At 69.0% G+C, this 24,500-nt stretch carries 24 protein-coding genes; 14 read left to right on the top strand and 10 right to left on the bottom strand.

The genetic code is table 11. The annotated features are described in order from the left end of the window. Positions 1–158 precede the first annotated feature (158 nt). The 3 genes from SACGLDRAFT_RS06160 to SACGLDRAFT_RS06150 form a co-directional block, all read right to left on the bottom strand. On the bottom strand, positions 159–1,472 hold the full coding sequence (locus SACGLDRAFT_RS06160) for an MFS transporter (RefSeq protein ID WP_005462755.1): 1,314 nt from the start codon (positions 1,470–1,472) through the stop codon (positions 159–161). After that, positions 1,469–2,041 carry a helix-turn-helix domain-containing protein gene (locus tag SACGLDRAFT_RS06155; protein WP_005462754.1) on the bottom strand — a complete coding sequence of 191 codons (573 nt, stop codon included), beginning with the start codon at positions 2,039–2,041 and terminating at the stop codon, positions 1,469–1,471. The genes SACGLDRAFT_RS06160 and SACGLDRAFT_RS06155 overlap by 4 nt, the downstream gene beginning before the upstream one ends. Positions 2,042–2,146: 105 nt before the next feature. Then, positions 2,147–2,680 (bottom strand): TetR/AcrR family transcriptional regulator, encoded by a 534-nt coding sequence (locus SACGLDRAFT_RS06150; protein ID WP_005462752.1) that lies wholly within the window; start codon positions 2,678–2,680, stop codon positions 2,147–2,149. 87 nt (positions 2,681–2,767) lie between these two features. On the opposite strand from SACGLDRAFT_RS06150, the gene SACGLDRAFT_RS06145 reads away from it, so the two are divergent. Beyond that, entirely contained in the window at positions 2,768–4,276 is a 1,509-nt protein-coding gene (locus SACGLDRAFT_RS06145; protein ID WP_005462751.1) for an MFS transporter, read from the top strand. Here the strand turns inward: SACGLDRAFT_RS06145 and SACGLDRAFT_RS06140 are convergent, their stop codons facing one another. Next, positions 4,277–5,140, bottom strand: coding sequence for a methylenetetrahydrofolate reductase (locus SACGLDRAFT_RS06140; RefSeq protein ID WP_005462749.1), 864 nt, complete (start codon positions 5,138–5,140; stop codon positions 4,277–4,279). Positions 5,141–5,260: 120 nt separating this feature from the next. Beyond that, positions 5,261–6,823 carry an alanine/glycine:cation symporter family protein gene (locus SACGLDRAFT_RS06135; RefSeq protein WP_051036178.1) on the bottom strand — a complete coding sequence of 521 codons (1,563 nt, stop codon included), beginning with the start codon at positions 6,821–6,823 and terminating at the stop codon, positions 5,261–5,263. A gap of 277 nt (positions 6,824–7,100) precedes the next feature. Between SACGLDRAFT_RS06135 and SACGLDRAFT_RS06130 the strand changes: the two genes are divergently transcribed. The 5 genes from SACGLDRAFT_RS06130 to SACGLDRAFT_RS06110 are packed head-to-tail and all read left to right on the top strand — an operon-like array spanning position 7,101 to position 12,835. Further along, the gene (locus SACGLDRAFT_RS06130; RefSeq protein WP_005462745.1) at positions 7,101–8,396 is read left to right on the top strand and encodes an extracellular solute-binding protein; all 1,296 of its coding nucleotides are present in this window, start codon (positions 7,101–7,103) and stop codon (positions 8,394–8,396) included. Continuing rightward, a complete protein-coding gene (locus SACGLDRAFT_RS06125; protein WP_005462743.1) occupies positions 8,393–9,385 on the top strand; it encodes a carbohydrate ABC transporter permease in 993 nt (330 codons plus the stop codon). Before SACGLDRAFT_RS06130 ends, SACGLDRAFT_RS06125 begins: the two co-directional genes overlap by 4 nt. Beyond that, on the top strand, positions 9,382–10,230 hold the full coding sequence (locus SACGLDRAFT_RS06120; protein WP_005462741.1) for a sugar ABC transporter permease: 849 nt from the start codon (positions 9,382–9,384) through the stop codon (positions 10,228–10,230). Before SACGLDRAFT_RS06125 ends, SACGLDRAFT_RS06120 begins: the two co-directional genes overlap by 4 nt. Before the next feature lie 9 nt (positions 10,231–10,239). Next, complete coding sequence (locus tag SACGLDRAFT_RS06115) at positions 10,240–11,808, top strand: glycoside hydrolase family 13 protein (RefSeq protein ID WP_005462740.1); 1,569 nt, start codon at positions 10,240–10,242, stop codon at positions 11,806–11,808. Beyond that, entirely contained in the window at positions 11,801–12,835 is a 1,035-nt protein-coding gene (locus tag SACGLDRAFT_RS06110) for a LacI family DNA-binding transcriptional regulator (protein WP_005462738.1), read from the top strand. The genes SACGLDRAFT_RS06115 and SACGLDRAFT_RS06110 overlap by 8 nt, the downstream gene beginning before the upstream one ends. A gap of 152 nt (positions 12,836–12,987) precedes the next feature. Here the strand turns inward: SACGLDRAFT_RS06110 and SACGLDRAFT_RS06105 are convergent, their stop codons facing one another. After that, positions 12,988–13,254: a helix-turn-helix domain-containing protein gene (locus tag SACGLDRAFT_RS06105; protein WP_005462733.1), complete on the bottom strand. Its 267-nt coding sequence runs from the start codon at positions 13,252–13,254 to the stop codon at positions 12,988–12,990. Between the two features lie 85 nt (positions 13,255–13,339). Between SACGLDRAFT_RS06105 and map the strand changes: the two genes are divergently transcribed. From map to SACGLDRAFT_RS06080, 5 genes are all read left to right on the top strand, one after another. Beyond that, positions 13,340–14,116, top strand: coding sequence for a type I methionyl aminopeptidase (map, locus tag SACGLDRAFT_RS06100; RefSeq protein ID WP_005462732.1), 777 nt, complete (start codon positions 13,340–13,342; stop codon positions 14,114–14,116). 192 nt (positions 14,117–14,308) lie between these two features. Beyond that, positions 14,309–14,659 carry an L-rhamnose mutarotase gene (locus tag SACGLDRAFT_RS06095; protein WP_005462731.1) on the top strand — a complete coding sequence of 117 codons (351 nt, stop codon included), beginning with the start codon at positions 14,309–14,311 and terminating at the stop codon, positions 14,657–14,659. Between the two features lie 9 nt (positions 14,660–14,668). Then, positions 14,669–15,376, top strand: coding sequence for a FadR/GntR family transcriptional regulator (locus SACGLDRAFT_RS06090; RefSeq protein WP_005462730.1), 708 nt, complete (start codon positions 14,669–14,671; stop codon positions 15,374–15,376). 104 nt (positions 15,377–15,480) lie between these two features. Then, positions 15,481–15,951, top strand: coding sequence for a hemerythrin domain-containing protein (locus SACGLDRAFT_RS06085; protein ID WP_005462729.1), 471 nt, complete (start codon positions 15,481–15,483; stop codon positions 15,949–15,951). A gap of 26 nt (positions 15,952–15,977) precedes the next feature. After that, complete coding sequence (locus SACGLDRAFT_RS06080) at positions 15,978–16,463, top strand: nucleoside deaminase (protein ID WP_005462728.1); 486 nt, start codon at positions 15,978–15,980, stop codon at positions 16,461–16,463. 601 nt (positions 16,464–17,064) lie between these two features. Here the strand turns inward: SACGLDRAFT_RS06080 and SACGLDRAFT_RS21485 are convergent. The 4 genes from SACGLDRAFT_RS21485 to SACGLDRAFT_RS06055 all read right to left on the bottom strand — a co-directional run bounded on the left by SACGLDRAFT_RS21485 (position 17,065) and on the right by SACGLDRAFT_RS06055 (position 21,218). Beyond that, a complete protein-coding gene (locus tag SACGLDRAFT_RS21485) occupies positions 17,065–19,164 on the bottom strand; it encodes a tetratricopeptide repeat protein (RefSeq protein ID WP_005462725.1) in 2,100 nt (699 codons plus the stop codon). Continuing rightward, positions 19,164–19,502 carry a hypothetical protein gene (locus tag SACGLDRAFT_RS06065; RefSeq protein WP_005462723.1) on the bottom strand — a complete coding sequence of 113 codons (339 nt, stop codon included), beginning with the start codon at positions 19,500–19,502 and terminating at the stop codon, positions 19,164–19,166. Before SACGLDRAFT_RS06065 ends, SACGLDRAFT_RS21485 begins: the two co-directional genes overlap by 1 nt. 115 nt (positions 19,503–19,617) lie before the next feature. Continuing rightward, positions 19,618–20,361: an SDR family NAD(P)-dependent oxidoreductase gene (locus tag SACGLDRAFT_RS06060; RefSeq protein ID WP_005462722.1), complete on the bottom strand. Its 744-nt coding sequence runs from the start codon at positions 20,359–20,361 to the stop codon at positions 19,618–19,620. Next, positions 20,358–21,218 (bottom strand): fumarylacetoacetate hydrolase family protein, encoded by an 861-nt coding sequence (locus SACGLDRAFT_RS06055; RefSeq protein WP_005462720.1) that lies wholly within the window; start codon positions 21,216–21,218, stop codon positions 20,358–20,360. The genes SACGLDRAFT_RS06060 and SACGLDRAFT_RS06055 overlap by 4 nt, the downstream gene beginning before the upstream one ends. A gap of 155 nt (positions 21,219–21,373) precedes the next feature. Between SACGLDRAFT_RS06055 and SACGLDRAFT_RS06050 the strand changes: the two genes are divergently transcribed. From SACGLDRAFT_RS06050 to SACGLDRAFT_RS06040, 3 genes are read left to right on the top strand one after another with little or no spacing between them, the layout of a single operon-like run. Then, the gene (locus SACGLDRAFT_RS06050; RefSeq protein WP_005462719.1) at positions 21,374–22,651 is read left to right on the top strand and encodes an enolase C-terminal domain-like protein; all 1,278 of its coding nucleotides are present in this window, start codon (positions 21,374–21,376) and stop codon (positions 22,649–22,651) included. After that, the gene (locus SACGLDRAFT_RS06045) at positions 22,644–23,615 is read left to right on the top strand and encodes an aldo/keto reductase (RefSeq protein WP_005462718.1); all 972 of its coding nucleotides are present in this window, start codon (positions 22,644–22,646) and stop codon (positions 23,613–23,615) included. The genes SACGLDRAFT_RS06050 and SACGLDRAFT_RS06045 overlap by 8 nt, the downstream gene beginning before the upstream one ends. Next, on the top strand, positions 23,612–24,499 hold the full coding sequence (locus SACGLDRAFT_RS06040) for an amidohydrolase family protein (protein ID WP_005462717.1): 888 nt from the start codon (positions 23,612–23,614) through the stop codon (positions 24,497–24,499). Before SACGLDRAFT_RS06045 ends, SACGLDRAFT_RS06040 begins: the two co-directional genes overlap by 4 nt. Position 24,500: the final 1 nt, after the last annotated feature.

The following is a 24,500-nucleotide window of genomic DNA, read 5'->3' as shown; positions in this document are numbered from 1 at the left end:
ACCCCGGAGGAGACACTCGACGGCATCCGGGGCCCGAGCGAGGTCGTGCGCACGCGGTCGAGGCATGCTCGCGAAAACGCTGGAGCGCTTGCTTTCGAATCAAGACGCCGGCACACCGGAACGGTGCTGATCACAGCACCGTTCCGGCCCCTTCCCACTCACTCGTGCCACCGGCCCGCCGTTTCGGGCCGCGTGGGAAGGTCGCGGACGCGGGCCACCGGGCCGCACAGCAACAGCACGGTGCACGCGGTGAGAGTGCCCGCGATGATCCACATCGTGGCTCGGGGGCCGAGCGACTCACCGAGCGCACCACCGAGCAGCGCGCCGAGGGGCAGAGTGCCGAAATTGACCACCCGCATGCTCGCCGAGATACGACCGATCATGCCGGCCGGGCAGTAGGTCTGCACGAAAGCCGCGCTGATGACGTTCGGGGGCACGACACCCGCGGTCACCACCACACCACCCACCACGAGGAACACGAGCCCGAAACCGTTGTGGGTCAAGGGAACCAGCAAGGCGAACGGCATCGCGATCACTTCACAGAGGACGATCGTCCGCGCGGTGCCGAACCGGCGTGACAACGGCGCGGCGACCACCGCGCCGAGGACACCTCCGACACCGATGGCGCCGATCAGGACGCCGATGGTGGCGGGCGGGAGCCCGACCGTGCGCGCCGGGAAGACCACGAGGATGGCTTGCAGTGCACCGGAAGCCAGGTTCGACACGGCCGCGTACAGCGTCAGGGAGCGCAGGTAGCCGTCCGTCCCCACGAACCGGATTCCCGCCCCGATCTCCCTCAGCAATCCCCTCGTTCGCCCGCCGCTCGGTTTCTCGGCGCGCAGGTGACGTTCGGGCACTCGAAGGAAACGGAGACAGACCGCGGACACGACGAACGTGACGGCGTCGACGAGCAACACCCCGGCCGCGCCGATCGCTTGGGCGAGCACACCACCGAGACCGGGACCCGTCACCTGCGCGGCCTTCTCCGTTCCCTGCAGTCTGCTGTTCGCCGCCGCCAGATCGGCGCCGGGGAGCAGCGCGGGCAGGTACGCGTTGTACGCCGTGGAGTAGAACACCGCCGCCACGCCACCGATCAGCGCGACGACGAACAGGTGCCACACGGTCAGCCAGCCGAGCCACCACGCGACCGGCACCGACACGAACGCCACCGCGGAGACGACGTCGCTGAGCAGCATCACGCGCCAGCGGGAGACGCGGTCGACCCAGGCGCCCACCACCAGTCCGATCACCAGCCACGGCAGCCAGGCCGCCGCCTGGAGGACGCCGACGAGGAACGTACCGGCGTGGAGCGTGTCCACGGCGACGAGCGGCAGCACGACGACGGTCATCGCGCTGCCGAACTTGCTGGTCGCCTGGCTGGTCCAGAACAGCGGGAAGGGGCGGCTCCGCAGTGCTCGCGACCCGGTCGCGTCGGGAACCTCGCGCCCGGCATCGGCGGTGGCCCCGGTCATCTGCCGTCCTCCCGACGCCGGGGGAACGCCTGCACCTGGACGATCACGTCCTCGGCCTTCTCACCGCGACCGTCCCGCGGCCGGGCCTCGTACCGTTCGAGCACGGCGGCCACCTCACGACCGAGCGCCAGGAGTTCGTCCGGCGTCAGCCGCAGCACCCAATGCCCTATCCCGGCGGCGTCGTGCCACGCGTCGTCCCAGTCGCCGTGCAGGAACTCCTCGGCCCGCCGCATCTGCTGGGCCAGGGTGTGCGACTTCAACGCGACGAGGGAACGGCGAGCTTCCGGATCGTCGCGGAAATCGGCGTCCCGGACGCTGGTGTACCGGTGGCGGGCCCGCCACCAACGTTCCCGTCGGTTGCCGCGCTCGCTGTCCTCCTCGATGAATCCCGCTGCGGCGAGCTGACGCAGGTGCCAGCTCACGTTCCCACTGGTCTCGCCGACCCGCTCGGCAAGCTTGGTGGCCGTGGCGGGGCCGTCCATACGGAGCAGGTCCAGCAACCTCAGTCGCAGGGGGTGGGCCAGCGCCCGAAGGCTCCCCACATCCAGTCGCTTGGCGTCTTCGGTCACCCGGCCAAGCTAAACCACAAAGAATTCTTTGCATAGAGTTCTTTGCAATTGGCCCCCACGGGTGCCCAGGGAACGAACGTGTTGTCGCGCCCCTCGGCGAGCCGGCTACGCCTCGCCGGTCTCGCGGGACACCACGGACATCACCCGCCGCAACAGGGCCCCACCGACCTCGTCGCCCAGGCTGGCGCGCAGATACAGCCCGTCGCCGAGCAGCCCGACGACTTCCGCTGTCAACGGGTCCTCGACATACTCGGTCAGCAGTTCCGTCCACATCCTGCCGACCTTGATCATGGTCCGGTTCACGCGAGGTTCGGTGCCCAGCAACCGCAGTGCCGCCATCGTGGCCCGATGAGCCGGGTTGTCCATGCTCGCGTCACTGACGGACGAGAGCAGGTAGTACCGCACCGCGCCTTCCGGAGCCGTCCGCGCGCACTCGATGTCGGCTGCGGTGAGCCGCAGCACGCGATCGAGAAGCCCGTCGAGCAGGGCTTCCTTGGAACCGAAGTGGTAGAGCAGGCCACCCTTGGACACCTTCGCCCGCGCCGCGACGGCGTCGAGTGTCACGGCGGTGGGGCCCTGCTCGATCAGGAGACTCTCGTAGGCGTCGAGAACCAGCTCACGTGATGACGGCCTGCCCATGCCGCTTGACCATACCGTCCGGACGGTTTAGTTTCAGCCGGGAGTCAAACTTTACCGTCCGGACTGTTCAGTTCTAGGGGATCGATCATGGAGAAAGCCGGACGGCGAGCCTGGGGGGCACTCGCCGTGCTGGTCCTGCCCGTGCTGTTGATCAGCGTCGACATGACCGTGCTGGGGTTCGCGCTGCCCTATTTGAGCGAAGCTCTGGCCCCTACCGGCACCGAGCAGTTGTGGATCGTCGACATCTACTCGTTCGTGCTCGCCGGACTGCTGGTGTTCATGGGCACGCTGGGCGATCGCATCGGACGCCGCAAGCTGCTGCTCGGCGGCGCCGTCGCGTTCGGCGCCGCCTCGGTGCTCGCCGCCTTCGCCACCACCCCGGCACTCCTCATCACCGCACGGGCCCTGCTCGGCGTCGGCGGGGCGACGCTGATGCCCTCCACGTTGTCCCTCCTCCGCAGCATCTTTCTCGACCCCGCCCAACGTCGGGTGGCCATCGCGGTGTGGGGGTCGGGGTTCTCGGGCGGTATGGCCCTGGGCCCGGTCCTGGGCGGTTGGCTGCTCGAACACTTCTGGTGGGGCTCGGTGTTCCTCATCAACGTGCCGGTGATGCTCGTCCTGCTGGCCGTGGGCCCCTTCCTGCTGCCGGAGGCGAAGGACCCGAATCCGGGTCGTTTCGACCCGCTGTCCTCGCTGCTCTCGCTGGCGACCGTCCTCCCGATCGTCTACGGCATCAAACGGTTCGCCGAGCACGGCGTCGATGCGATCGCCGCGGCGGGCGTGGTCGTCGGCGCCCTGCTGGGGGTGCTCTTCGTTCGCAGGCAGCGCGGGCTGGCCGACCCCATGATCGACGTGTCGTTGTTCCGGCACCGGGCGTTCACCGGATCGGTGCTGACGAACATGCTCGGGGTGTTCGCCCTCGCCGGGTCGCTGTTCCTCGTGCCGCAGTACCTCCAGCTCGTGCTCGGACTGGCACCGATGACGGCGGGGCTGTGGCTGCTGCCCACCACCGTGGCCGGGGTCGCCGGTTCCCTCGCCGCGGCCCGGCTGGCCCGCCGGGTTCCGGTGGCGTATCTCATCGCGGGCGGGTTGTTGCTCAGCGCGGGCGGGTTCACGGTGCTGGTGGCGCTCGGAGTCGACGACGGACTCGCGGTGCTCGTGATCGGCACGGCGCTCATCGGCTTCGGTGTGCCGTTGTCGGAAACCCTCACGAACGACCTGATCATCGCCACCGCTCCCCCGGAACGCGCGGGTGCGGCGTCGGCGATCTCCGAGACGGGCTACGAACTCGGCGGCGCCCTCGGCACGGCCGTACTGGGCAGCATCGCGACCGCCGTCTACCGCGCCGGTGTGCCGGGGGACGCGGGGCCGGTGGCTCGCGAGACCCTCGGCGGCGCCACCGCCGTCGCCGCCGAGCTGCCACCCGACCACGCCGCGTCGCTGCTCGCCGCCGCACGTGAGTCATTCGTGGCCGGAATGCACGTCAGCGCGGTGGTGGGGGCACTGCTGCTCGCCTACACGGCGGTGCAGGCTTTGGTGCTGCTACGCGAGCGTCGGGCTCGGCCCGGCACTCCGGCGCCGTCGAGCGCCCGTTGATCAGCTCGTGCCCGATGTCGTCGCGAGCAGTCGTCGTCTCCAGCGCTCGGTCTCGCCGAGTTCGTTGAACGTGAAGACGTGCAGACCCGCGACGTTGCCCGCGGGCAGCGCCGCGCCGAGGTCACGGGCGAGCGACGTCGGGCGATAACCGCCGGGCAGGAACAACCGCCAGAACAGGCTCTGCTGCTTACGCAGGAAACGCGCCGACGGCCCCAACCCGAGCCCGGCGGAGATCCGCGCGAGTTTCCGCCGGTGCACCGGTCCGGGAATTCCGATGTGGACGGCGAGGTCGACGCCCGAGGCCGCGACGGTCGCGGCCCACCCGACGGTGGTCCTCGCGTCGAAGCAGATCTGGGTGACGACGCGCGTGGCCAGGGGAGCCTTCACCGCGAACGCGTGGTCGAGCGCCGCCCGCGGGATGGCGGCGTGACCTTCGGGATAGCCGCCGATACCGACCTCGTCGAACGGGTGGTCCAGCTCCCGCATCGTCCGCAGCAACGCGCCGGCGTCGGCGAACCGGCCCGCGGGCTCGGGAGCGTCCCCACCGATCACGAACACCGAGCGCACGCCGGCGGAACGCAGGCGGTCGATCACCTCCGCGAGGTGCCGCTGGTCGACGAACTGCCGCGCGGCCAGGTGCGGCGTCGCGTGGTAACCGTGCCGCACCAGACGTTCGGCGAGATCGAGGGTGACGTCGAGCCCCCTGGCCTCGGTGACCGTGATCGACAGGGGGACACTCGTGGGCACCTCGGCGAGCACGCGTTCCTCCGTACTCGCGAAAGGCAGCACCTCGTAGCTCATCGAGGCCACGAGGTCGGCCAGTCCGCGACAGCGGTGGCCGGTCGTCTCCGGATGGCTGGTCATGGTTCCTTTCGCGCCGCTCGCACCGGGTGACTCGTTCGCACCGAGCCTCGCCGGTGAGTGGCGAGCAAGTCCAGCCATTCGGCTATGTCGCCGGACACACCGCCGCCACGGAACCGGACGTCAGTCGTGCGCTTCGGCCCGCGACCGTCCACCTTGCCGGAAATGCCCGGCGGCGACCTTCGCGGTGAAGTCGGACAGTTCCCGCTTCACCACCGGAGCGAGCAGGTAGAGACCCACGATGTTGATGAAGGCGAGCACGAACATCATCGCGTCCATGAAGCTCACGACGGCGTCGAGGGTGAGCACCGCGCCGAGCACGACGAAACCGCACACCACGATCTTGTAGACCAAATCCGCGATCCGTCCCCGCCCGAACAGGTACTGCCACGCCTTCTGCCCGTAGTAGGCCCAGCTCAGCACGGTGGAGAAGGCGAAGAGCGTCACCGCGATCGAGAGCACCACCGGGAACCACGGCAACACTGTGGCGAACGCGTCGGACGTCAGGGTGACGCCCTCGGGGGCGGCCGCGCCGGTGGACACCGCGGCCCGCGCCTGCTCCCAGCTCGGGGTGCTCGCGATCACGATCGTCACCGCCGTCATCGTGCAGACCACGACCGTGTCGATGAACGGTTCCAGCAGCGCGACGAGCCCCTCGGTGGCGGGATGACGCGTCTTCACCGCCGAGTGAGCGATCGCCGCCGATCCGATGCCCGCCTCGTTGGAGAACAACGCGCGCTGGAACCCGATGATGAGCGCGCCGAGAGCGCCGCCCGCGACACCTTCGGGAGCGAAGGCCCCGGAGACGATCTCGCCGAGGGCGGCGGGAACGTGGGTGACGTTGACGAGGATGACCGTCAGACACCCGGCGACGTAGACGACGGCCATCAACGGCACGAGCCGGGAGGTGACCGTGGAGATGGACCGAATGCCGCCCACGAGCACCAATGCCACGACGCCCGCCATCAGGCCACCCACGAGCAGCGCCGCTCCGTTGCCGCCGAGCAGGCCGTCTTCCCCGCCGGTCACCGAACGGAGCTGGGCGAACGTCTGGTTCGCCTGGAACATGTTGCCGCCCGCGATCCCGAACAGCAGGATCAGCAGGGCCGCCGCGAACGCCAGCACCTTGCCGGGCACGGCTCCCTTGCGGCCGAAGCGGTCCACGAGGCCTTGCCGGAGGTAGTGCATCGGGCCGCCGGACACCGTTCCGTCGGCGTGCACCTCGCGGTACTTCACCCCGAGCGTGCACTCGACGAATTTCGTGGCCATCCCCAGAAATCCACAAAGGATCATCCAGAAGGTGGCCCCCGGACCGCCGATCGTGACGGCGACGGCGACACCGGCGATGTTGCCCAGTCCGACGGTTCCCGACAGCGCCGCCGTGAGGGCCCGGAAATGGCTCACCTCGCCGGGATCGTTCTTGTCGGTGTATTTGCCTCGGACGATGTCGAAGGACAGCTTCAGCCTCATGACCTGCGTGAACTTGAAGTACACGGTGAAGGCCAGCGCGGCCACGACCAGCCAGGCGACGATCCAGGGCAACTCGGTGCCGAAAACCGGAATCGTGGCGAACACGATGCTGTTCGCGAACTCCGCTATCGGTTCGAACGCGCTGTTGATCGCTTCCTCGACATTCGTCGTTCCCGACGACTCGGCGAGAACCACGATTCCGTGAGTCCGTGACATGGGGCGCTATGGAAGCACATTCCTCGGCCCGACACAGTCGAACATGAGTTCGTTTCACGATTTGGGATCACATTTTGCAAGCTTCGCCCCACTCCGAAGCGACCCCGAAAAACCCGGTCACCCCACGTCGCCGCGCGAGCCGCGGCCCGTCGAGACCACCGGCCGGCACCTCGCTCGCAAGACTTGCAAAAGTGTTGATGAAACTTACAGCAAGATTCTTGCATCCCCCGATCGGTCGAGCTACCGTCTTGCGCACCCGGTCTCAGCGAGGAGAACCATGACACGCAGAAAAGTCCTGGCCCTGGCCGCGATCACCGCCCTCGCGGTGAGCGCGTGCGGCGAGTCCGCCCCCGATCAGAGCAACGCGGCGGAGCAGGCGAACAACGATCCCCAATCCGTGACGGGCACCGTCACCTTCTGGGACACCTCGGATGCCACCACCGAGGCCCCGGCCTACAAGGAACTCGTCGAGCGCTTCGAGCAGGAGTACCCGAACATCGACGTCGAGTACGTCTCCGTGCCCTTCGACGGGGCCGACGACAAGTTCAAAACCGCCGCGCAGAGCGGGGACGGCGCGCCGGACGTCATGCGTTCCGACGTCGGTTGGACGGTGACGTTCGCCGCGCTCGGCTACCTCCAGCCGCTCGACGGCACTCCCGCGCTCAAGGACGCGGACGACTACCTGCCGGTGCCGATGGAGAGCAACGTCTACGAGGGCAAGACCTACGGCGTCCCGCAGGTCACCGACACCCTCGCGCTGCTCTACAACAAGGAGCACTTCGCCAAGGCCGGCATCACGGAGCCCCCGGCCACGTGGGAGGAACTGCGCGAGGCCGCGGAGCTGCTGGAGAAGAAGGTGCCGGGTACCGAGGGCATCTTCATCAACGCCGACTCCTACTACCTGCTGCCCTTCGTCTACGGCGAGGGAGCCGACTACGTGGACGTCGAGGGCAAGCGCATCACGATCGACAGCCCCGAGGTGAAGGCCGCCATCGAGACCGTGCGCGAGCTGACCGCCGACGGGGTTGGCACCGTCGACACCAGCGCGAACAAGTACACGAACATGCAGGACGGATTCAAGAACGGGTCCGTCAGCATGATCATCAACGGCCCGTGGTCGATCTCCGACGCCTTGTCCGGCAAGGCATTCGACGACCCCGACAACCTCGGCGTCGCCCCCGTCCCGGCGGGCCCGAAGGGACAGGGCGGCCCGGTCGGCGGCCACAACTACACCGTCTACGCGGGCTCGGCCAACCTCGCCGCGTCGTACTTGTTCGTGGAGTTCATGAACCGGCCCGAGAACCAGGCCTACGTGTCGGGCGAGAACAACACCCTGCCCACTCGCGCATCGGTGTACGAGACGCCGGAGGCGGCCGACAACGAACTGCTCGCCGCCTTCCAGGAACCGATCGAGATGGCCAAGCCCCGGCCCGCGGCGCCGGGAGCCGGCACGCTGTACGACCTGTTCACGCCGTTCTACGAGCAGATCCTCGGTGGTCAGGCCTCGCTGGACGACGGGTTGGCGCAGGCACAGCGTAAGGCGAAGGACGCGGTACCGGGCTTCGAGTCATGACGACGACGACCGTTCGTCCCCCGGCCGGGGCGGCGCCCGAGGTGGCTCCGCCCCGCAAGGGGCTGCGCGACACCGTGAGCAAGCACTGGTACGCGTGGGCGATGGTGGCCCCGGTGGTGATCGTGCTCGCCGTGCTCGTGTTCTACCCCCTGGTCCAGGGCGTGTACTTGTCGCTGACCAACGCGAACGAGATGAACAGCGCCCGCACGATCGGGGTCAACGAGATCGAGGCGACCTACGAGTTCGTCGGTCTGGACAACTACATCGACGTGCTCTCCGGCGTCGAGGGCGCGTTCTACTCCCGACTCGGCTGGACTCTGGTGTGGACGGTCACGTGCGTGACTTTGCACTACTCGCTCGGGCTCGGGCTCGCGTTGTTGCTCAACCGGGCGTTGAAGGGCCGCTCGATCTACCGGATGCTGCTGATCCTGCCCTGGGCCGTGCCGCCGTTCGTGGCCGCGTTCGCGTGGCGGCTGGTGTTGAACACCGAGGGCGGTGTGCTCAACGCCCTGCTCAACGCCGTCGGCTTCGACAGCGTCGACTGGCTGGGGGAACCGACCGCCGCCAAGATCGCGGTGATCCTCGTGAACGTCTGGTTGGGCGTGCCGTTCATGATGGTGGCGCTGCTGGGCGGACTGCAGACGGTGCCGAAGGATCTCTACGAGGCGGCCGAGATGGACGGCGCGACACCGTGGCAGCGATTCCGTGCCGTCACGCTGCCGGGCCTGCGGCCCGTGTCCGGAACGGTGATCCTGCTCGGCACCATCTGGACGTTCAACCAGTTCGCCGTCATCGCGATGCTCACGGGTGGCGGACCGGGCGGTGCGACGAACATCCTCGTCACCGAGGCCTACGAGCGGGCGTTCCGGGGAATCCGGGACTACGCGGGCGCGGCCACCTACGGGGCGCTCATCGCGTCGATGCTCGTGGTGTTCGCCTTCTTCTACCGCCGCTGGCTCGACCGGCAGTCGAGTGAGGTGTTGTCATGACCCGGAAGGCGCGTCGCAGGGACCAACGCAGCGCGCTGTCGTCCACCGCGTTGCACACCACGCTGGTGCTCGCGAGCGTCGTCGCGGTGTTCCCGGTGGCCTGGGTGGCCCTGACCTCGCTCAAGACCGATCGCGGCACCTGGACCCGCCCCGACGAACTCGGCACGCTCGGCCTCGACAACTACGTCCAGGTGTTCGGCGAGACGCGGTTTTTGACGTGGTTCGCGAACTCCCTGATCGTGGCGACGGCCACCACCGTGTTCGCGGTGCTGATCGCGGCCACGGCGGGGTACGCGGCCTCCCGCATGCGGTTCCCCGGCAAACGGCCCCTGATGTGGTCGTTCCTCGTCACACAGATGTTCCCGGCGGCCGTGCTGATCGTGCCGTTGTACAACGTGCTGTCGGAGCTGAGACTGCTCGACTCCTACGGAGGACTGGTCCTCGCCTCCTCCACGATGGCGGTGCCGTACTGCGCGTGGATGCTCAAGGGCTACTTCGACACGATCCCCGTCTCGATCGACGAAGCGGGTCGCGTCGACGGACTCAGCCCGTTCGGCACGTTCTGGCGGCTCATCGTTCCCCTGGCGAAGCCGGGCATCGCGGTGACGGTGTTCTACTCCTTCATCACCACGTGGGGCGAGGTGGCCTTCGCGAGTGTGTTCATGCAGAGCGAGGAGCACTACACGCTTCCCGTGGGCATGGCGACGTTCGTCAGCGACTTCAAGGCGGAGTGGGGGCTGCTCACGGCGAGTTCCGTCGTGGTCATGGTGCCGTCGGCGATCGTGTTCTTCCTCGTCCAACGTCATCTCGTCGCCGGGCTCACGGCGGGCGGCGTCAAGAGCTGAAAGGAAATCATGAGCAACGAGTGGTGGCGCACCGCGGCGATCTACCAGGTGTACGTGCGGAGTTTCGCCGACGGCAACGGCGACGGCGTCGGCGACCTGCCGGGGGTCCGGTCGAAGCTCGACTACCTGGCCGATCTCGGTGTGGACGCCGTGTGGCTGACCCCGTTCTACACCTCGCCCATGGCCGACGGCGGCTACGACGTGGCCGACTACCGGGCCGTGGACCCGGTCTTCGGGGAGCTCTCCGACGCCGAGGCACTGATCTCCGAGGCCCACGACCGGGGGCTGAAGGTCATCGTCGACATCGTGCCCAACCACACGTCGTCCCAGCACCCGTGGTTCGTCGAGGCACTCGCGGCGGAACCCGGCTCCCCGGCCCGCGATCGGTACCTCTTCCGGGACGGCCGCGACGGTGGACCGCCCAACGACTGGGAGTCGGTCTTCGGCGGTCCCGCGTGGACGCAGGTGGCCGACGGCCAGTGGTACCTGCACCTGTTCGACCCCGGCCAGCCCGACCTGAACTGGCAGAACCCCGAGGTGCGCGCGGAGTTCGCGAGCATCCTGCGGTTCTGGCTCGACCGAGGGGTCGACGGCTTCCGCATCGACGTCGCCCACGGCATGGTGAAGGCGGACGGGTTGCCCGACGCCGGCTGCACCGACCAGGCGTCGCTGCTCACCTCGCGGCCGTTGCCGTACTTCGACCAGGACGGCGTGCACGAGATCTACCGGGAATGGCGCAAGATCCTCGACTCCTACCCCGGCGAGCGCATCGGCGTCGCGGAGGCGTGGGTGCCGAGCGCCGAACGGTTGGCCCGCTACCTGCGCCCGGACGAGCTGCACCAGGCGTTCAACTTCCACTACCTGGAGGCCGACTGGTCGGCAGCGGAGTTCCGGAAAGTCGTCGACGCCTCGCTCAAGGCTGTGGCCACGGTGAACGCCCCGACGACGTGGGTGCTGTCCAACCACGACGTCCACCGGCACGTCACCCGCTACGGCGGTGGGGAGCAAGGCGTGCGCCGGGCCAGGGCCGCCGCCCTGCTGACCATGGCGTTGCCGGGCTCGGTGTACGTCTACCAGGGCGAGGAGCTGGGCCTGGAGGAGGTCACCGACCTGCCGGACGAGGTGCTCGCCGACCCGGTGTGGGAGCGTTCCGGGCACACCGACCGGGGGCGGGACGGCTGCCGGGTGCCGCTGCCGTGGTCGGGCACGGAACCGCCGTTCGGGTTCGGCGGCTCGTCGTGGCTGCCGCAACCCCGGCACTGGGCGGAACTCACCGTCGAGGCCCAGAGCGATGACTCCGGCTCCATGCTGTCGCTGTACCGTGAAGCCCTGCGGCAGCGCCGTGAGCTTCCGGCGGAGGCTTTCGAATGGAGCGACTCGCCCGACGACGTGCTCGCCTTCCGCCGCGGCTCGGCGTTCATCTGCACGGTGAACTTCTCGTCGTCGCCGGTGACGATCACCCGTCCGGGAACGGTGCGGCTCACCAGCTGCGCGGTCTCGGAACTCGACCTCACCGACGACGCGGTGACGCTGCCGCCGGAGAGTGCCGTGTGGTGGAGCGGAGACGTGGATGGCTAAGAGCTCGCTCGACGGTGTTCGCCTCGCCGACATCGCCGAACTGGCGAACGTCAGCGAGGCGACGGTGAGTCGGGTACTCAACGGCAAACCGGGGGTCGCCGCGGCCACGCGCCAAGCCGTGTTGGCTGCCCTGGACCGGCTCGGCTACGAACGCCCGGCGCGGGCCCGCCAGCGCAGCGCGGGACTGATCGGGCTGATCATCCCCGAGCTGGACAACCCGATCTTCCCGGCGTTCGCCCAGGTGATCGACCGGACCTTGGTGATGCGCGGGTACCGCTCGGTGCTGTGCACGCAGGCGCCCGGAGGGGCCACCGAGGACGAGTTCATCGAGACGCTCACGGCGCGAGGGGTGTCCGGCATCGTGTTCGTGTCGGGGCTGCACGCCGACACCACCGCCGACCACAGCCGGTACCACCGCCTCATCGAGAGCGGGGTTCCGGTGGTGTTCGTCAACGGGTACGCGCCCGGCGTGAAGGCGCCGTTCTTCTCCGACGACGACGGCGCGGCGGTGGAGCTGGCGCTGACACACCTGCGCGAGCTGGGACACGAGCGCATCGGACTCGCCGTCGGGCCGAAGCGGTTCGTGCCCGTGCAACGCAAGGCCGAGAAGTTCCGCGAGCTCATGACGCCCGTGGTGGGCGCCGACGAGGTCGAGAAACTGATCGTCCACACGTTGTTCTCCGTCGAGGGCGGGCACTCCGCGGCCCTGACGCTGTTGGAGCGGAACTGCACGGCGGTGGTGTGTGGCAGCGACCTGATGGCGCTCGGCGCCATCCGCATGGCCCGCAGGCAGGGCCTGGAGGTGCCGAGGGACTTCTCCGTGGTCGGCTACGACGACTCGCCACTCATCGCGTTCACCGACCCGCCGTTGACCACCATCCAGCAACAGGTGACCGCGATGGTCACCGCGGCGGTGCGCACGTTGTTGGACGAGATCGCCGGCGCGGCACCTCCCACCGAGGAGTACCTGTTCCGGCCGGAACTCGTCGTGCGCGGCTCCACCGCCGCGTGCCCGACCAAGTCGTGACGCCACGCGGGCGCCGTTCGCCGCACCGGTTCGGTACCGGGGTCGTGGACGGCGCCGCGACGTGGTGGCTCAGTTCCCGACGGTTCGCCACGGCACGCCGCCGAACACCGTCCACAGTGTCCCGTCGGGGTGAGTGACCCTCCCCGCGTCGGTCAGGACGCGGCCTCGAACGCTCCCCCGCCGCGCCAGATGTCAGCGAGTTTCTCCACCGACACGCCGAGGGCGTCCGCGAGCCGCACAATCGTGCCGAACGCCGGGCTCGGCAGGCGACCCGTCTCGATCTTGCGCAGGGTTTCGGGCGACATCCCGGCCGCGCGAGCGACCTCGTCGAGACCACGCTGGCCCCGGAACTCTCGCAACGACGCCCCGAGGCGGGCCCCGGCCCGCACCTGCTCGGGCGTGAGCGGCAGACGCACCATGCGAGCAGCGTAGGGTCGGTATAGAAATACCGGCAAGTGCTACTCTGCGAGCGCCGGTATTTTTATACCAACCCAGGAGCGTCGCATGATCGAGTTGAAGTCCCCCGCCGAGATCGAACGAATGCGCACCACCGGGGCGTTCGTGGCCGAGGTGCTCGCCGAACTACGCGCCAAGGCCGCCGTGGGCGTGAACCTGCTGGACCTCGAACACCACACGCGAAGGCTGATCCGCGACCGGGGCGCCGAGTCCTGCTACTGGGACTACGCGCCGTCGTTCGGTCGAGGCCCGTTCCGCAACACCGTCTGCCTGTCCGTCAACGACGCGGTACTGCACGGCCTCCCCCACGACTACGTGCTCCGCGACGGCGACGTCCTCAGCATGGACCTGGCCGTCTCCATCGACGGCTGGGTGGCCGACGCCGCCGTCACCGTCATCGTGGGCACTCCCGCCGAGGAGGACGTCCGGCTCGTGCGCGCCACCGAGGAAGCCCTGGCGGCGGCAATCGAGGCGACACGGCCGGGGAACCGGCTCGGTGACATCTCGGCGACCATCGGAGCGGTGGCGGCGAACCACGGCTACGGGGTCAACACCGAGTTCGGCGGGCACGGGTTGGGCCGCACCATGCACGAGGACCCCCACGTACCCAACCGGGGACGGCCCGGCCGGGGCCTGCTCCTGCGTCCGGGGATGACGCTCGCGTTGGAACCGTGGTTCATCGCGGGAAGCTCCCGGATCGTCATGGACCCCGACGGCTGGACCATCCGGTCGGCCGACGGCTCTCGCACGGCGCACTCGGAGCACACGGTCGCGATCACCGAGGACGGGCCCGTGGTCCTCACCCGGCTCGGCACCGAGGACTGAGAGCGGGAAGCTCCACCTCGCGGCCCGCCATGGAGATCGGAGCTAAGAGATCACGAGACGACGACATGACGGAAGAACCACCGGGACCCAGCCGGACACCACCGCCCGATTCGGACAACTCACCACTCCTCACCCCCTCGAAAGATCGGATGTATCGTGGCGGTACCCGCATCCGGAAGGAGCAGTGACGACATGCCGCAGATCACCCCGCGCACCGTGCTCACGCCCGGCGAGGAGGCCGACCACGGGGCGATCCACGAGACGATCCCCGCCGACGTCGCCGCAGCACCGGCGAACAACGGGGTTCGGGACCGGCGGCTCCGGCGTGCCGGGCAACACTTGTTCCACCTGATCGACGTCGAGGACTACCACGCCATGCGCGCCGCGCTGCGAGACCACCCGGCCGACCTCCGCCGACAGGCCACCGTCGGCCCCCTGCACGAGAAGGCCGACGACCACTCGGGCGACGACAACGGCATTCCGCTGGTGTGGAGCCTGGCCGAACAGCGGGAACGCGAACCCCGAGACAGCACCGAGGAGTGACTTGCCACCATGTCCGTCACCGACAGCGCCATCGAGGCGATCAAGCAGATGATCGTCGACGGGGAGCTCCGGCCCGGCGATCGCCTGCCGAGGGAGGCCGATCTCGCCGAACGACTCGGACTGTCCCGCAACTCCCTGCGGGAGGCCGTGCGGGCGCTGTCGCTCATCCACGTGCTCGACGTACGACAGGGCGACGGCACGTACGTCACCAGCCTCGAACCCGCGCTGTTGATGGACGCGATGGGTTTCGTGGTCGACTTCCACCGCGACGACACCGTGCTGCAGTTTTTGGAGGTACGGCGCATCCTCGAACCCGCGGCCACCGCCCTGGCGGCGCTGCGCATGCCGCAGTCCGAGATCGACGAACTGGGCGCGCTCCTGGACTCCCTCGGCACCGAGCCCACCGTGGAGGAACTCGTGGCGAACGACCTGGAGTTCCACCACCGCATCGCCGCCGGGGCGGGCAACCAGGTGCTGTGTTCCTTTGTGGACAGCGTGTCCGGGCGTACCCAGCGCGCCCGCATGTGGCGCGGCATCACCCAGGACGCCGCCGTGGAACGCACGTTGGCCGAACACCGCGCCATTCAGCGGGCGTTGGCCGAGCGGCAGCCGGAGGTGGCGCGGTCGTGGGCCACCGTGCACATCGCGGGTGTCGAACAGTGGCTGCGCGAGACCTTGGTCGAGGAGGAAACCACCCCGAACGCCTCGGCCGTGTGATAGCTTCTCGGCAGCGTCGCGTGCCGGTGGCAGACCGTGTCAGGCATGGAGGCGCCGGAGCTGAAGGAGCACGACGATGACCACGTCGTTCCCTTCGCCCTCACATGGCTGAGGGCGAGAAGGCCAGGCTCGTCGCCTGGAGCCGAGAACTATCCGCCGTTCACCAACGCTTGCGGGAAGCCCTGCGGGTGACCGAGGAGGCGCTCGCCGGCGGGGACGAGGCGGAACCCCTCACACGCGACCTGCTGGTGTTCTGTCACGGCTTCTGTACCGCGCTGACGGGGCACCACGAAGGCGAGGATCGCGAGTTGTTCCCCGCGATCGCCGCGACTCATCCCGAGCTGCACGAGACCCTGCGGTCCCTGGAACAGGACCACTCGATGATCGCCTATCTGCTCACCGAGCTGCGGGCCGCGCTGGACCGGGGCGCCTTGCGCACCGAGCTCGTCCGGCACGTCGAGGGCATCGGGGCGATCATGGAGAACCACTTCCGCTACGAGGAGCGCAAGCTTTCGTCAATCCTCGACACGCTCGCGCTCGACGCTGATCCAAAGGGCGTGCTCGGCCCGCTATGAGCCGGTGTTGGTGGGAGGATGGAACCGTGGTCGAGGAGCGCGAACTGCCGTATCTGCGGCGATGTGTGGAACTCGCCGCCGAGGCGCTGGCGGCGGGCGACGAGCCGTTCGGCTCGGTGCTGGTCGACGGCGACGGCGTCGTGCGCGCGGAGGACCGTAACCGCGTCGCGGGCGGCGACCGGACCCGGCACCCCGAGTTCGAGCTCGCCCGCTTCTCGACGACCGTCATGACCGTTGACCAGCGGCGGCACGCCACCGTCTACACCTCCGGCGAGCACTGTCCGATGTGTGCCGCCGCGCACGCGTGGGTGGGGCTCGGCCGCATCGTGTACGTCGCCTCGTCGCAACAGCTGTCGAGCTGGCTCACGGAGCTGGGAGTACCCTCCCCACCGGTCCGCCCGCTGCCGATCGCCGAGGTCGCTCCGGACGTCGTGGTGGAGGGCCCGGTGCCGGAGTTGGTCGAGGACGTCCGACGACTCCACGTCCGCTACCACCGGGGTACCGCGGACTAGTTCTCGGGAACGGCACCGTGGATCGCCGCGTTTCCCACCACGGCCGCCCGCGATCTGCCACCATGCCGATGGTGCGGCCCAACGAGAACGCGGACCAGGCGCTTGCCGAGCTCGCCCGCCGGTACGAGAACTGCCACCTCGACGACGGGAAGTCCCTGCTCGGGGACACCGTGCGGGAACTCAGCGACCGGGTACTGACCTCCCACGTCATCGACGTCCTGTTCCGACCCGACAGTGACGGGACGTGGGACGTCGGCACCCTCACCGTGCTCGGCGCCGTCCATTTCGTGCGCTCTCTGCACACCGACCACTGGCGCGACACCGTGCTGGCCCTGGTGCTGCTGGGCCCGGTGCAACGCGACGCTCCCGACCTGCTGTCCGAGCCCGCCCGCGAGTATCTCGTCGAGGGTCCCGGCGCGAAGTACGCCTCCTTCGCCGGACGTGCGGAGCTCGCCGAGCTGCTGCTGCGGAAAGCGACGCAGGACGACGACCTCGGGCTGGCCGCGGCCTGCCTGCTGCAGTACGACGGCCTGTGCGGCAGTCTCGACGCCGAGCATCCCCACTCGGCGAAGTGGCATTCCCTGTATTCGCTGGCACTGCGCTACTGGTTCGTGCGAACGGGCGATGGCACCGCGCTGCTCGCCGCCATCACGAGGCCATCGATCGCGTTCGCTTCCATTCGGGCATTTCTCATCGTCCCGCTGAGGCGGCGAACGTCGGCAAAGGTCTCGGCCGCGTCCTCGACGTGCCCCGATCGCAGTTGGATACGCCCGAGGACGAGCTGGGCGGCCGCCTTTCCCGGATGATCGCCTCGTTCGGCGCAAAAATCCCTGGCGCGCCGTGCGTACTCCAGCGCGGTCTCCGGGTCGGTTCCCCGGTCGTGGAGGAGGTTGGCGAGATTCTGATAGATCGTCGGCAGCACCCTGGGCTCCAATGCCGACGCGAGCTTCTCGCACATCCGGTAGGCGGCGATCGCCTCGTCCCAGCGCTCACTCTTCGCGAGCACGTTGCCGAGGTTGTGCAGTGCCGCGTTGAAATCGTCGCGGCGTACGTGGTGGACAAGGCACCGTTCGAAGGCTTTCGCTGCCGCGTCCAACCGCCCCTGCACCGTGTACAGCGTCGCCTCGGTCCCGATGACGAGGATCTCAAGATCTTCGTCACCGATACGACGACTGAGCTCACGGGCTCGGGAGAACAGCTCGGCGGCCCGGTCCGGGTTGCGACGGTCCAGTTCCGGGGAGGCAAGCTGGCCCAACGCGCGTACTTGCTGGTGGAGGTCGCCCCGAGCTCGCGCGGCCTTCAAGTTGATTCGGCAGGCGGCCTCCATGACGTCCTGCAGGCCACGGAGCCGCAGGTACTCGCTGAGAGACCCGGACAGGACGCTCGCCTCGGCGAACCATTCCCGCTCGGCGGCCAGTCGAAGCACTTCCGAACAGTTGCCCAGCTCGGCGTCGAACCAGTCGAGCGCGGTACTCCGCTGAGACTGGAGCCGGTCGTTCGGGACGAGGAGCATCTCGTCTCGGAGAGACAAGTCACAGCGGAGGGCCTGCTTGACGAAATGGTCCACCAACCGTCTCTCACCGGCCCGGACGGCGTCGTCGCCGTCCGTCTCCTCGGCCCGCTCCCTGGCGAACAGCTTGACCAGGTCGTGCAAGCGGAACCGGCCGGCGACGTCCTGCTCCACCAGGTGCGCGGACAACAGACCGTCGAGCGCGTCCTCCGCCTCGGCGAGCTCCAGCTCGGCGGTGTCGGCCATCGCCTCCGCCGTCCAGTCGGGGCCGGGATGCAGGCCCGCGATACGGAAGACCCGCGCGAATAGCGGGTCCAGCGCACGGTAGGACAGCGAGAAAGCCGCACGGATCTCCAGGTCCCCGACCTGCAACCCGGCCAGCCTGCGCCGCTCCTCGGACAATGCCGTCACCAAGCGTCGCACCGACCAGGCCGGCCGGGACACCAACCGCGCGCAGGCGATCCACAGAGCCAAGGGGAGGTTTCCGCACAGCCGGGCCAGTTCCCGCGTCGCGGCGGGCTCGGACTCGGCGCGTTCCCCGACGAGCCCGGTGACGAGTTCGGCGGACTCCTCCTCTCCCAGGACCGGAAGGGATATTCGCGCGGACGACTCCAGCGACGCCAACTGCGGTCTGCTGCCGATGAGGACCATGCTGTGGTCCCCACCGGGGAGGAGGTCGCGAACCACCGCGGGATCACCCGCGTTGTCGAGCACCATCAAAAGCCGCGACGACGCAACCTCGGTGCGGAACCGCGCCGCGCGCTCGTCGGTTCCCGCCGGGATCTCCGCTCGGGGAACCCCGAGCGAGGTGAGGAATCGCCCGAGCACCTCGTGAGCCGTCACCGGCGAGGTCCCCGGAGCGTAACAACGGAGGTCGACATACAGGTGGCCGTCGGGAAACCGGGGAGCGAGCGTGTGGGCGGCGTGCTGGAGCAGACCCGTCTTGCCCACTCCCGGAGCCCCTTCGACGACCACCACGACGGACTCTGTTCCCACCTGCTCGGCGAGTTTTTCGATCCGCGCGAGCTCGGCGGCGCGACCGATGAAAAGCGACGGTCGTCGAGGTAGCTCCGCGGGCACGGGGCGCCCCTCGGGACGCTGGATCACCACGGTGTTGGTGATGGTGGCGTGCTCGACCTTGGAGCCCTGGATGTTGATCCCGACGTTGTCGCCGCCGAGGTGGTTGGTCATCACGAACTCCCCGACTCACCCGTGGTTCCGGGTGCGTCGGCCGGCGACCGTTGCCGGATGCTCCCCCTGACGGTGCTGCCCTGGATGTTGATTCCGCCGACGTGGCCGAGGACGACGTTGCTCACGGTGGGCTCGGCCGGTTCGTCGGCCCGCCCTCCCCGCTCGAAGAACAGGGCGACCAGGGCGTTCAGCAGGACGAACACGCCGACGAGGGTCACCCACAGCCAGGACACGGATTCCGTCAGCAGGTTGATCACGATGGCCGAGCCCGCGGACACGGCCGATGCCGTGAGATGCGCGAGAATCCGTCCCGAACGGCGCCGCTCTCGGTTCGTCATGGTCAGTAGACGCTCGGAGAAGGCGGTGGAGTTCCACCCGCAGGAACGTTCGCCCGAACAGACTGCGGTGGAATCGTGGTGGTACGGCGGTCCGCCTCGCCGCACCACCACGACGTCACTTGCGTGGGCGCAGCTCCTGCATCCCGCCGTCGACGGCGAGGCACACGCCGTTGGTCGAGCTCGCCAGCGGGCTCGCGAGGTAGACCACCGCGTGGGCGACCTCCTCGGGCGTCACCAGCCGACCGTGCGGCTGCCGCGCGCGCAGGGCCTCGCGTTCGGCCTCCGGGTCGTCGGCGGCGTCCAGCAGTCGCCCGATCCACGGGGTGTCGGCCGTTCCCGGATTGACGGCGTTCACCCGCACCCCCTCCGCCAGGTGGTCGACGGCCATGGCGCGGGTCAGCGCCGCCACCGCGCCCTTCGTGGCGCTGTAGAGGGCGCGGTGGGGCAGGCCCGCGGTCGCTGCGATGGAGGCGACGTTCACGATCGCCGCCGAGGGCGAGCGCCGCAGGTGCGGCAGAGCGGCCCGGCTGACACGCACCATGCCGAACACGTTGACCTCGAACACGCGGCGCCACTCGTCGTCGTCGTTGTCCTCGACTGTGCCCTGCGCCCCGATCCCCGCGTTGTTGACGAGGATGTCCAGACCTCCGAACCGCTCGACGACCTCGGCGACGGCGCCGCGCACCGAGGCGTCGTCACTGACGTCGGCGCGCACGGACACCACCTCGGTGTCGGGGCTGTCGTTCAGATCGAGCACCGCCACGCGTGCTCCGCGTTCCCGCAACGCGGTGGCGACCGCCGCGCCGATACCGGACGCCCCGCCCGTGACGATGGCCCGCAGGCCCTCGAACTCCGTCATGCTCGACTCCTCGCCGCTCGGTACGTCTGCCGCTGTCTTCCCAGGCCTTCGATCTCCAGCTCCACCACGTCGCCGTCGGAGAGGTACGGGAACCGGCCGGAGAGAGCGACGCCCTCGGGCGTTCCCGTCATCAGCAGGTCACCGGGCTCCAACGCCATGTACTGGCTGATGTGCCACACGAGGTAGTCCACCCCGAAGATCATGTCGGCGGTCGTGGAGTCCTGCCTCGGCTCGCCGTTGACCCAGCTCCGCAGCCGCAGGTCGGTGTGGTCCACCTCGTCGGCCGTCACCAGCCACGGCCCGACGGGATTGAACCCCGGCGCGCACTTGCCCTTGCTCCACTGTCCCCCGGAGTCGACGAGCTGGTGTTGCCGCTCCGAGACGTCGTTGGCGACGACGAACCCGGCGACGTGCTCGCGCGACCGCTCCGGCGAGTCCAGATAGGACGCTCGTTTGCCGATCACCACGCCGAGTTCGACCTCCCAGTCCGTGCGTTCGCTGCCCGGCGGGATCGTCACCTCGTCGTGGGGGCCGACGACGGTGTTGGGGGTCTTGAGGAAGAGGATCGGGGTCTCCGGGGGCGGGGAACCGGACTCGGCGGCGTGGGCGGCGTAGTTCATCCCGACACAGATCACGGCGCCGGGGCGGGCGATGGGCGAGCCGACACGGGCGTCGGCATACCCGTCCAACACGGGCAGCCGTCCCGCCGCCAGCGCCTCGGCGGCGCGCTCGACGCCTCCCGAGGAGAGGAACTCACCGTCGATGTCGGACGTCAGGACGCTGAGGTCATGGGCGGTGTCACCGTCGAGCACGACGGGCCTCTCGGCGCCGACGGGGCCGAGGCGGGCGAACTTCACGTGCGACTCCTCAATGATCGGGTCTTTGTTCCGGCTTCATTCCAGGACAGCCTTCATATTGGCGGTTGATCGCAAAGAAGGAAAGTCTTGACCCTCAATACATCGGATGTCTATCGTTCGCCGCAGTCACCCCCACAACGAAGGCGGTAGCTTCCGTGGCGCGCATTCTGGCCTTGCACACCCACGACGTGCGCTTCCCGACGTCCCGAACCCTGGACGGTTCGGACGCCATGAACCCCGACCCGGACTACTCGGCGAGCTACGTCCGTGTGGTCACCGACGCCGACGACGGACTGTCGGGCCACGGCTTCGTGTTCACCATCGGCAGGGGCAACGACGTCCAGGTGGCGGCGGTGCGGGCGTTGGAGCCGCACCTGGTCGGCCGCGACGTCGACGCCACCCTCGCCGACCTCGGCGGCGTATGGCGGGAACTCGTGCACGACTCGCAACTACGCTGGCTCGGTCCCGAGAAGGGGGTCATGCACATGGCCATCGGCGCGGTGGTCAACGCGCTGTGGGACCTGAGAGCCAAGCGCGAGGGCAAACCGCTGTGGCGGTTACTCGCGTCGCTGAGCCCCGAGGAACTCGTCGACCTGGTGGACTTCCGCTACCTCACCGACGCCCTCACCCGCGACGAGGCCCTCGCCCTCCTGCGGGCCGCCGAGCCGGGCCGCGCGGAGCGGGAACGCGACCTGCTCGAACACGGTTACCCGGCCTACACCACCACGCCCGGCTGGCTCGGCTACGACGACGACAAGCTGAGGCGACTGTGCCGCCGGGCGGTCGCCGACGGATTCACCCAGATCAAGCTCAAGGTCGGCGCGAACCTCGACGACGACCTCCGCCGGTTGCGAATCGCCCGCGAGGTGTGCGGGCCGGACGTGCGCATCGCGGTGGACGCCAACCAACGTTGGGACGTCGCCGAGGCGGTGCGGTGGATCAAGGCGCTGGAGCCGTTCGACATCGCGTGGATCGAGGAGCCGACCAGCCCGGACGACCTGCTCGCCCACGCCGCGATCGCCAAGGCCGTGGCACCGATTCCCGTGGCCGGCGGCGAACACATCGCCAACCGCGTGCTGTTCAAGCAGTACCTCCAGGCCGACGCGATCCGGGTGCTGCAGCTCGACGCCACCCGCGTGGCCGGCGTGAACGAGAACATCGCGATCCTGCTGCTGGCGGCGAAGTTCGGCGTGCCCGTGTGCCCGCACGCCGGTGGGGTGGGCCTGTGCGAGGCCGTCCAGCACCTCGCGATGTTCGACTACGTGGCGGTCTCCGGCAGCGTCGAGGGCCGGGTCGTGGAGTTCGTCGACCACCTGCACGAGCACTTCGTCGACCCGGTGGTCGTGCGCGACGGCCGTTACGTCGCTCCCACGACTCCCGGAGCGAGCACCGAGATGTTCCCGGAGTCGCTGCGGGAGTACGCGCATGGCTAAGCGAACGCCGCCGGAGTTTCCACCGCTGTCGCTCGGAGCCGCCAACCTCGGCAACCTGTACGAGCGCATGACCGACGAGCAGGCCTGGGCCGTCCTGGAGACGGCCTGGGAGTGCGGCGTCCGCTACTTCGACACCGCCCCGCACTACGGGCTCGGGTTGTCCGAACGCAGGCTGGGCGCGTTCCTCGCCACCAAACCGCGGGACGAGTTCGTGGTCTCCACCAAGGTCGGCAGGCTGCTGGAACCCGTACCCGGCACCGGGGCACTCGACATCGAGAACCACTTCCTCGTCCCCGCGGACCACCGCCGGGTGTGGGACTTCTCCGCCGACGGCGTACGTCGTTCCCTGGAGGACTCCCTGCGGCGACTGGGTCTCGACTCCGTGGACGTGCTGTACCTGCATGATCCCGAGGAGGGCGCTCCCGACGCGTTGGACGCCGCTCTCACGTCCGGGCTCGACGCGCTCGCCGCGCTGCGGGACGAGGGCGTGGTCTCCGCCGTGGGAGTGGGTTCGAAGTCGACCCCGGCGCTGCTGGCCTCGGCCCGCACGGGCGTGCCCGACCTGTTGATGGTGGCGGGCCGCTTCACCCTGTTGGACCAATCGGCGGCCGAGGCCGTGTTGCCGGAGTGCCGCGCCCGAGGAATCGGCGTGGTGAGCGCCGCCGTGTTCAACTCCGGCGTGCTCACCAGCTCCAGTCCCGACGAGACCAGCCGTTACGAGTACGGCCCCGTGCCGCCGGAGGTGCTGGAGCGAGCCCGCGCCATCGCGGCGGTGTGCGCCGAATTCGGCGTGGATCTCCCGACCGCCGCGCTTCGCTATTCCCTCATCCACCCTTCTGTGCGTACAGTCGTGGCCGGCTCGGCCACTCCCGACCAGATTCGAGACAACGCCGACCGCATGACGGCTCCCGTCCCCGAGGGACTGTGGGCCGCCCTGCGAGACAAAGGACTGACCCGGCTATGACAGTGTCGTCTTCGCCGTCCCGGTTCTCGGGGATTCGCGCCGTCGATGCGCATCTACACCTTTGGGATCTTTCCGTCAGTTCCTACGACTGGATTCCCGAGGGAAGTCCCCTGCGCACCACCATGACAGCGGAACGGGCCCGTGCCGAATTGGACGCCGCCGGGATCGACCACGCGGTACTCGTGCAGGCGGAGGACTCCGAACGGGACACCGAGTTCATGCTCGCGCGAGCCGACGCGCATCCGTGGATCGTCGGTGTGGTGGGCTGGGTGAAGCTGGACGATCCGGGTCGCGCCCGCAAACAGCTCGACCGCTTGTGCGAGCATCCGGCGTTCTCCGGAGTGCGGCACCTGGTGCACGACGACCCCCGGGACGACTTCCTGTCCCTGCCGACGGTGCGGGCTTCGCTGAGGGAGCTGGCCGACCGCGGACTGCCCTTCGACGTCCCCGACGCCTGGCCTCGGCACCTGCGTGCCACCGTGGAACTGGCCGACGCCCTGCCCGAGCTGCGCATCGTGCTCGACCACCTCGGTAAGCCGCCCGCCGACGCCACCGACTTCGCGCGGTGGCGGGGACTCGTCGTCGAACTGGCCCGAAGACCCAACACCGTGGCCAAGGTCTCGGGTCTGCAAGCTCCGGGCCGGGAGGTGACCGTGGCCGCCCTGCGTCCGGCATGGGAGACGGCATTGGAGGCCTTCGGACCCGACCGCCTCCTCTACGGAGGCGACTGGCCGATGACCCTGCCGCACGGCGGTTACCGGCCGATGTGGGAGGTCACGGCCGAACTGGTGGCCGAACTCGGCCCGGACGAACGGGCCGCCGTGCTCGGCCGAACGGCGCGGACCGTCTACCGACTCGACCGTTCCGCACGCAAAGGAGCGTGAG

It is taken from the genome of Saccharomonospora glauca K62, assembly GCF_000243395.2.
GTDB classification, from domain to species: Bacteria; Actinomycetota; Actinomycetes; order Mycobacteriales; family Pseudonocardiaceae; genus Saccharomonospora; species Saccharomonospora glauca.
Note: the sequence above shows the minus strand (reverse complement) of the source record. Positions and strands in the feature narration are given on the sequence as shown.

Coding starts and splice junctions, on each gene's coding strand:
- SACGLDRAFT_RS06160 (WP_005462755.1), bottom strand. CDS start 1,472: ATGACCGGGGCCACCGCCGATGCCGGGCGCGAGGTTCCCGACGCGACC.
- SACGLDRAFT_RS06150 (WP_005462752.1), bottom strand. CDS start 2,680: ATGGGCAGGCCGTCATCACGTGAGCTGGTTCTCGACGCCTACGAGAGT.
- SACGLDRAFT_RS06145 (WP_005462751.1), top strand. CDS start 2,768: ATGGAGAAAGCCGGACGGCGAGCCTGGGGGGCACTCGCCGTGCTGGTC.
- SACGLDRAFT_RS06140 (WP_005462749.1), bottom strand. CDS start 5,140: ATGACCAGCCATCCGGAGACGACCGGCCACCGCTGTCGCGGACTGGCC.
- SACGLDRAFT_RS06135 (WP_051036178.1), bottom strand. CDS start 6,823: ATGTCACGGACTCACGGAATCGTGGTTCTCGCCGAGTCGTCGGGAACG.
- SACGLDRAFT_RS06130 (WP_005462745.1), top strand. CDS start 7,101: ATGACACGCAGAAAAGTCCTGGCCCTGGCCGCGATCACCGCCCTCGCG.
- SACGLDRAFT_RS06125 (WP_005462743.1), top strand. CDS start 8,393: ATGACGACGACGACCGTTCGTCCCCCGGCCGGGGCGGCGCCCGAGGTG.
- SACGLDRAFT_RS06120 (WP_005462741.1), top strand. CDS start 9,382: ATGACCCGGAAGGCGCGTCGCAGGGACCAACGCAGCGCGCTGTCGTCC.
- SACGLDRAFT_RS06115 (WP_005462740.1), top strand. CDS start 10,240: ATGAGCAACGAGTGGTGGCGCACCGCGGCGATCTACCAGGTGTACGTG.
- SACGLDRAFT_RS06110 (WP_005462738.1), top strand. CDS start 11,801: ATGGCTAAGAGCTCGCTCGACGGTGTTCGCCTCGCCGACATCGCCGAA.
- SACGLDRAFT_RS06105 (WP_005462733.1), bottom strand. CDS start 13,254: ATGGTGCGTCTGCCGCTCACGCCCGAGCAGGTGCGGGCCGGGGCCCGC.
- map (WP_005462732.1), top strand. CDS start 13,340: ATGATCGAGTTGAAGTCCCCCGCCGAGATCGAACGAATGCGCACCACC.
- SACGLDRAFT_RS06095 (WP_005462731.1), top strand. CDS start 14,309: ATGCCGCAGATCACCCCGCGCACCGTGCTCACGCCCGGCGAGGAGGCC.
- SACGLDRAFT_RS06090 (WP_005462730.1), top strand. CDS start 14,669: ATGTCCGTCACCGACAGCGCCATCGAGGCGATCAAGCAGATGATCGTC.
- SACGLDRAFT_RS06085 (WP_005462729.1), top strand. CDS start 15,481: ATGGCTGAGGGCGAGAAGGCCAGGCTCGTCGCCTGGAGCCGAGAACTA.
- SACGLDRAFT_RS21485 (WP_005462725.1), bottom strand. CDS start 19,164: ATGACCAACCACCTCGGCGGCGACAACGTCGGGATCAACATCCAGGGC.
- SACGLDRAFT_RS06065 (WP_005462723.1), bottom strand. CDS start 19,502: ATGACGAACCGAGAGCGGCGCCGTTCGGGACGGATTCTCGCGCATCTC.
- SACGLDRAFT_RS06060 (WP_005462722.1), bottom strand. CDS start 20,361: ATGACGGAGTTCGAGGGCCTGCGGGCCATCGTCACGGGCGGGGCGTCC.
- SACGLDRAFT_RS06045 (WP_005462718.1), top strand. CDS start 22,644: ATGGCTAAGCGAACGCCGCCGGAGTTTCCACCGCTGTCGCTCGGAGCC.
- SACGLDRAFT_RS06040 (WP_005462717.1), top strand. CDS start 23,612: ATGACAGTGTCGTCTTCGCCGTCCCGGTTCTCGGGGATTCGCGCCGTC.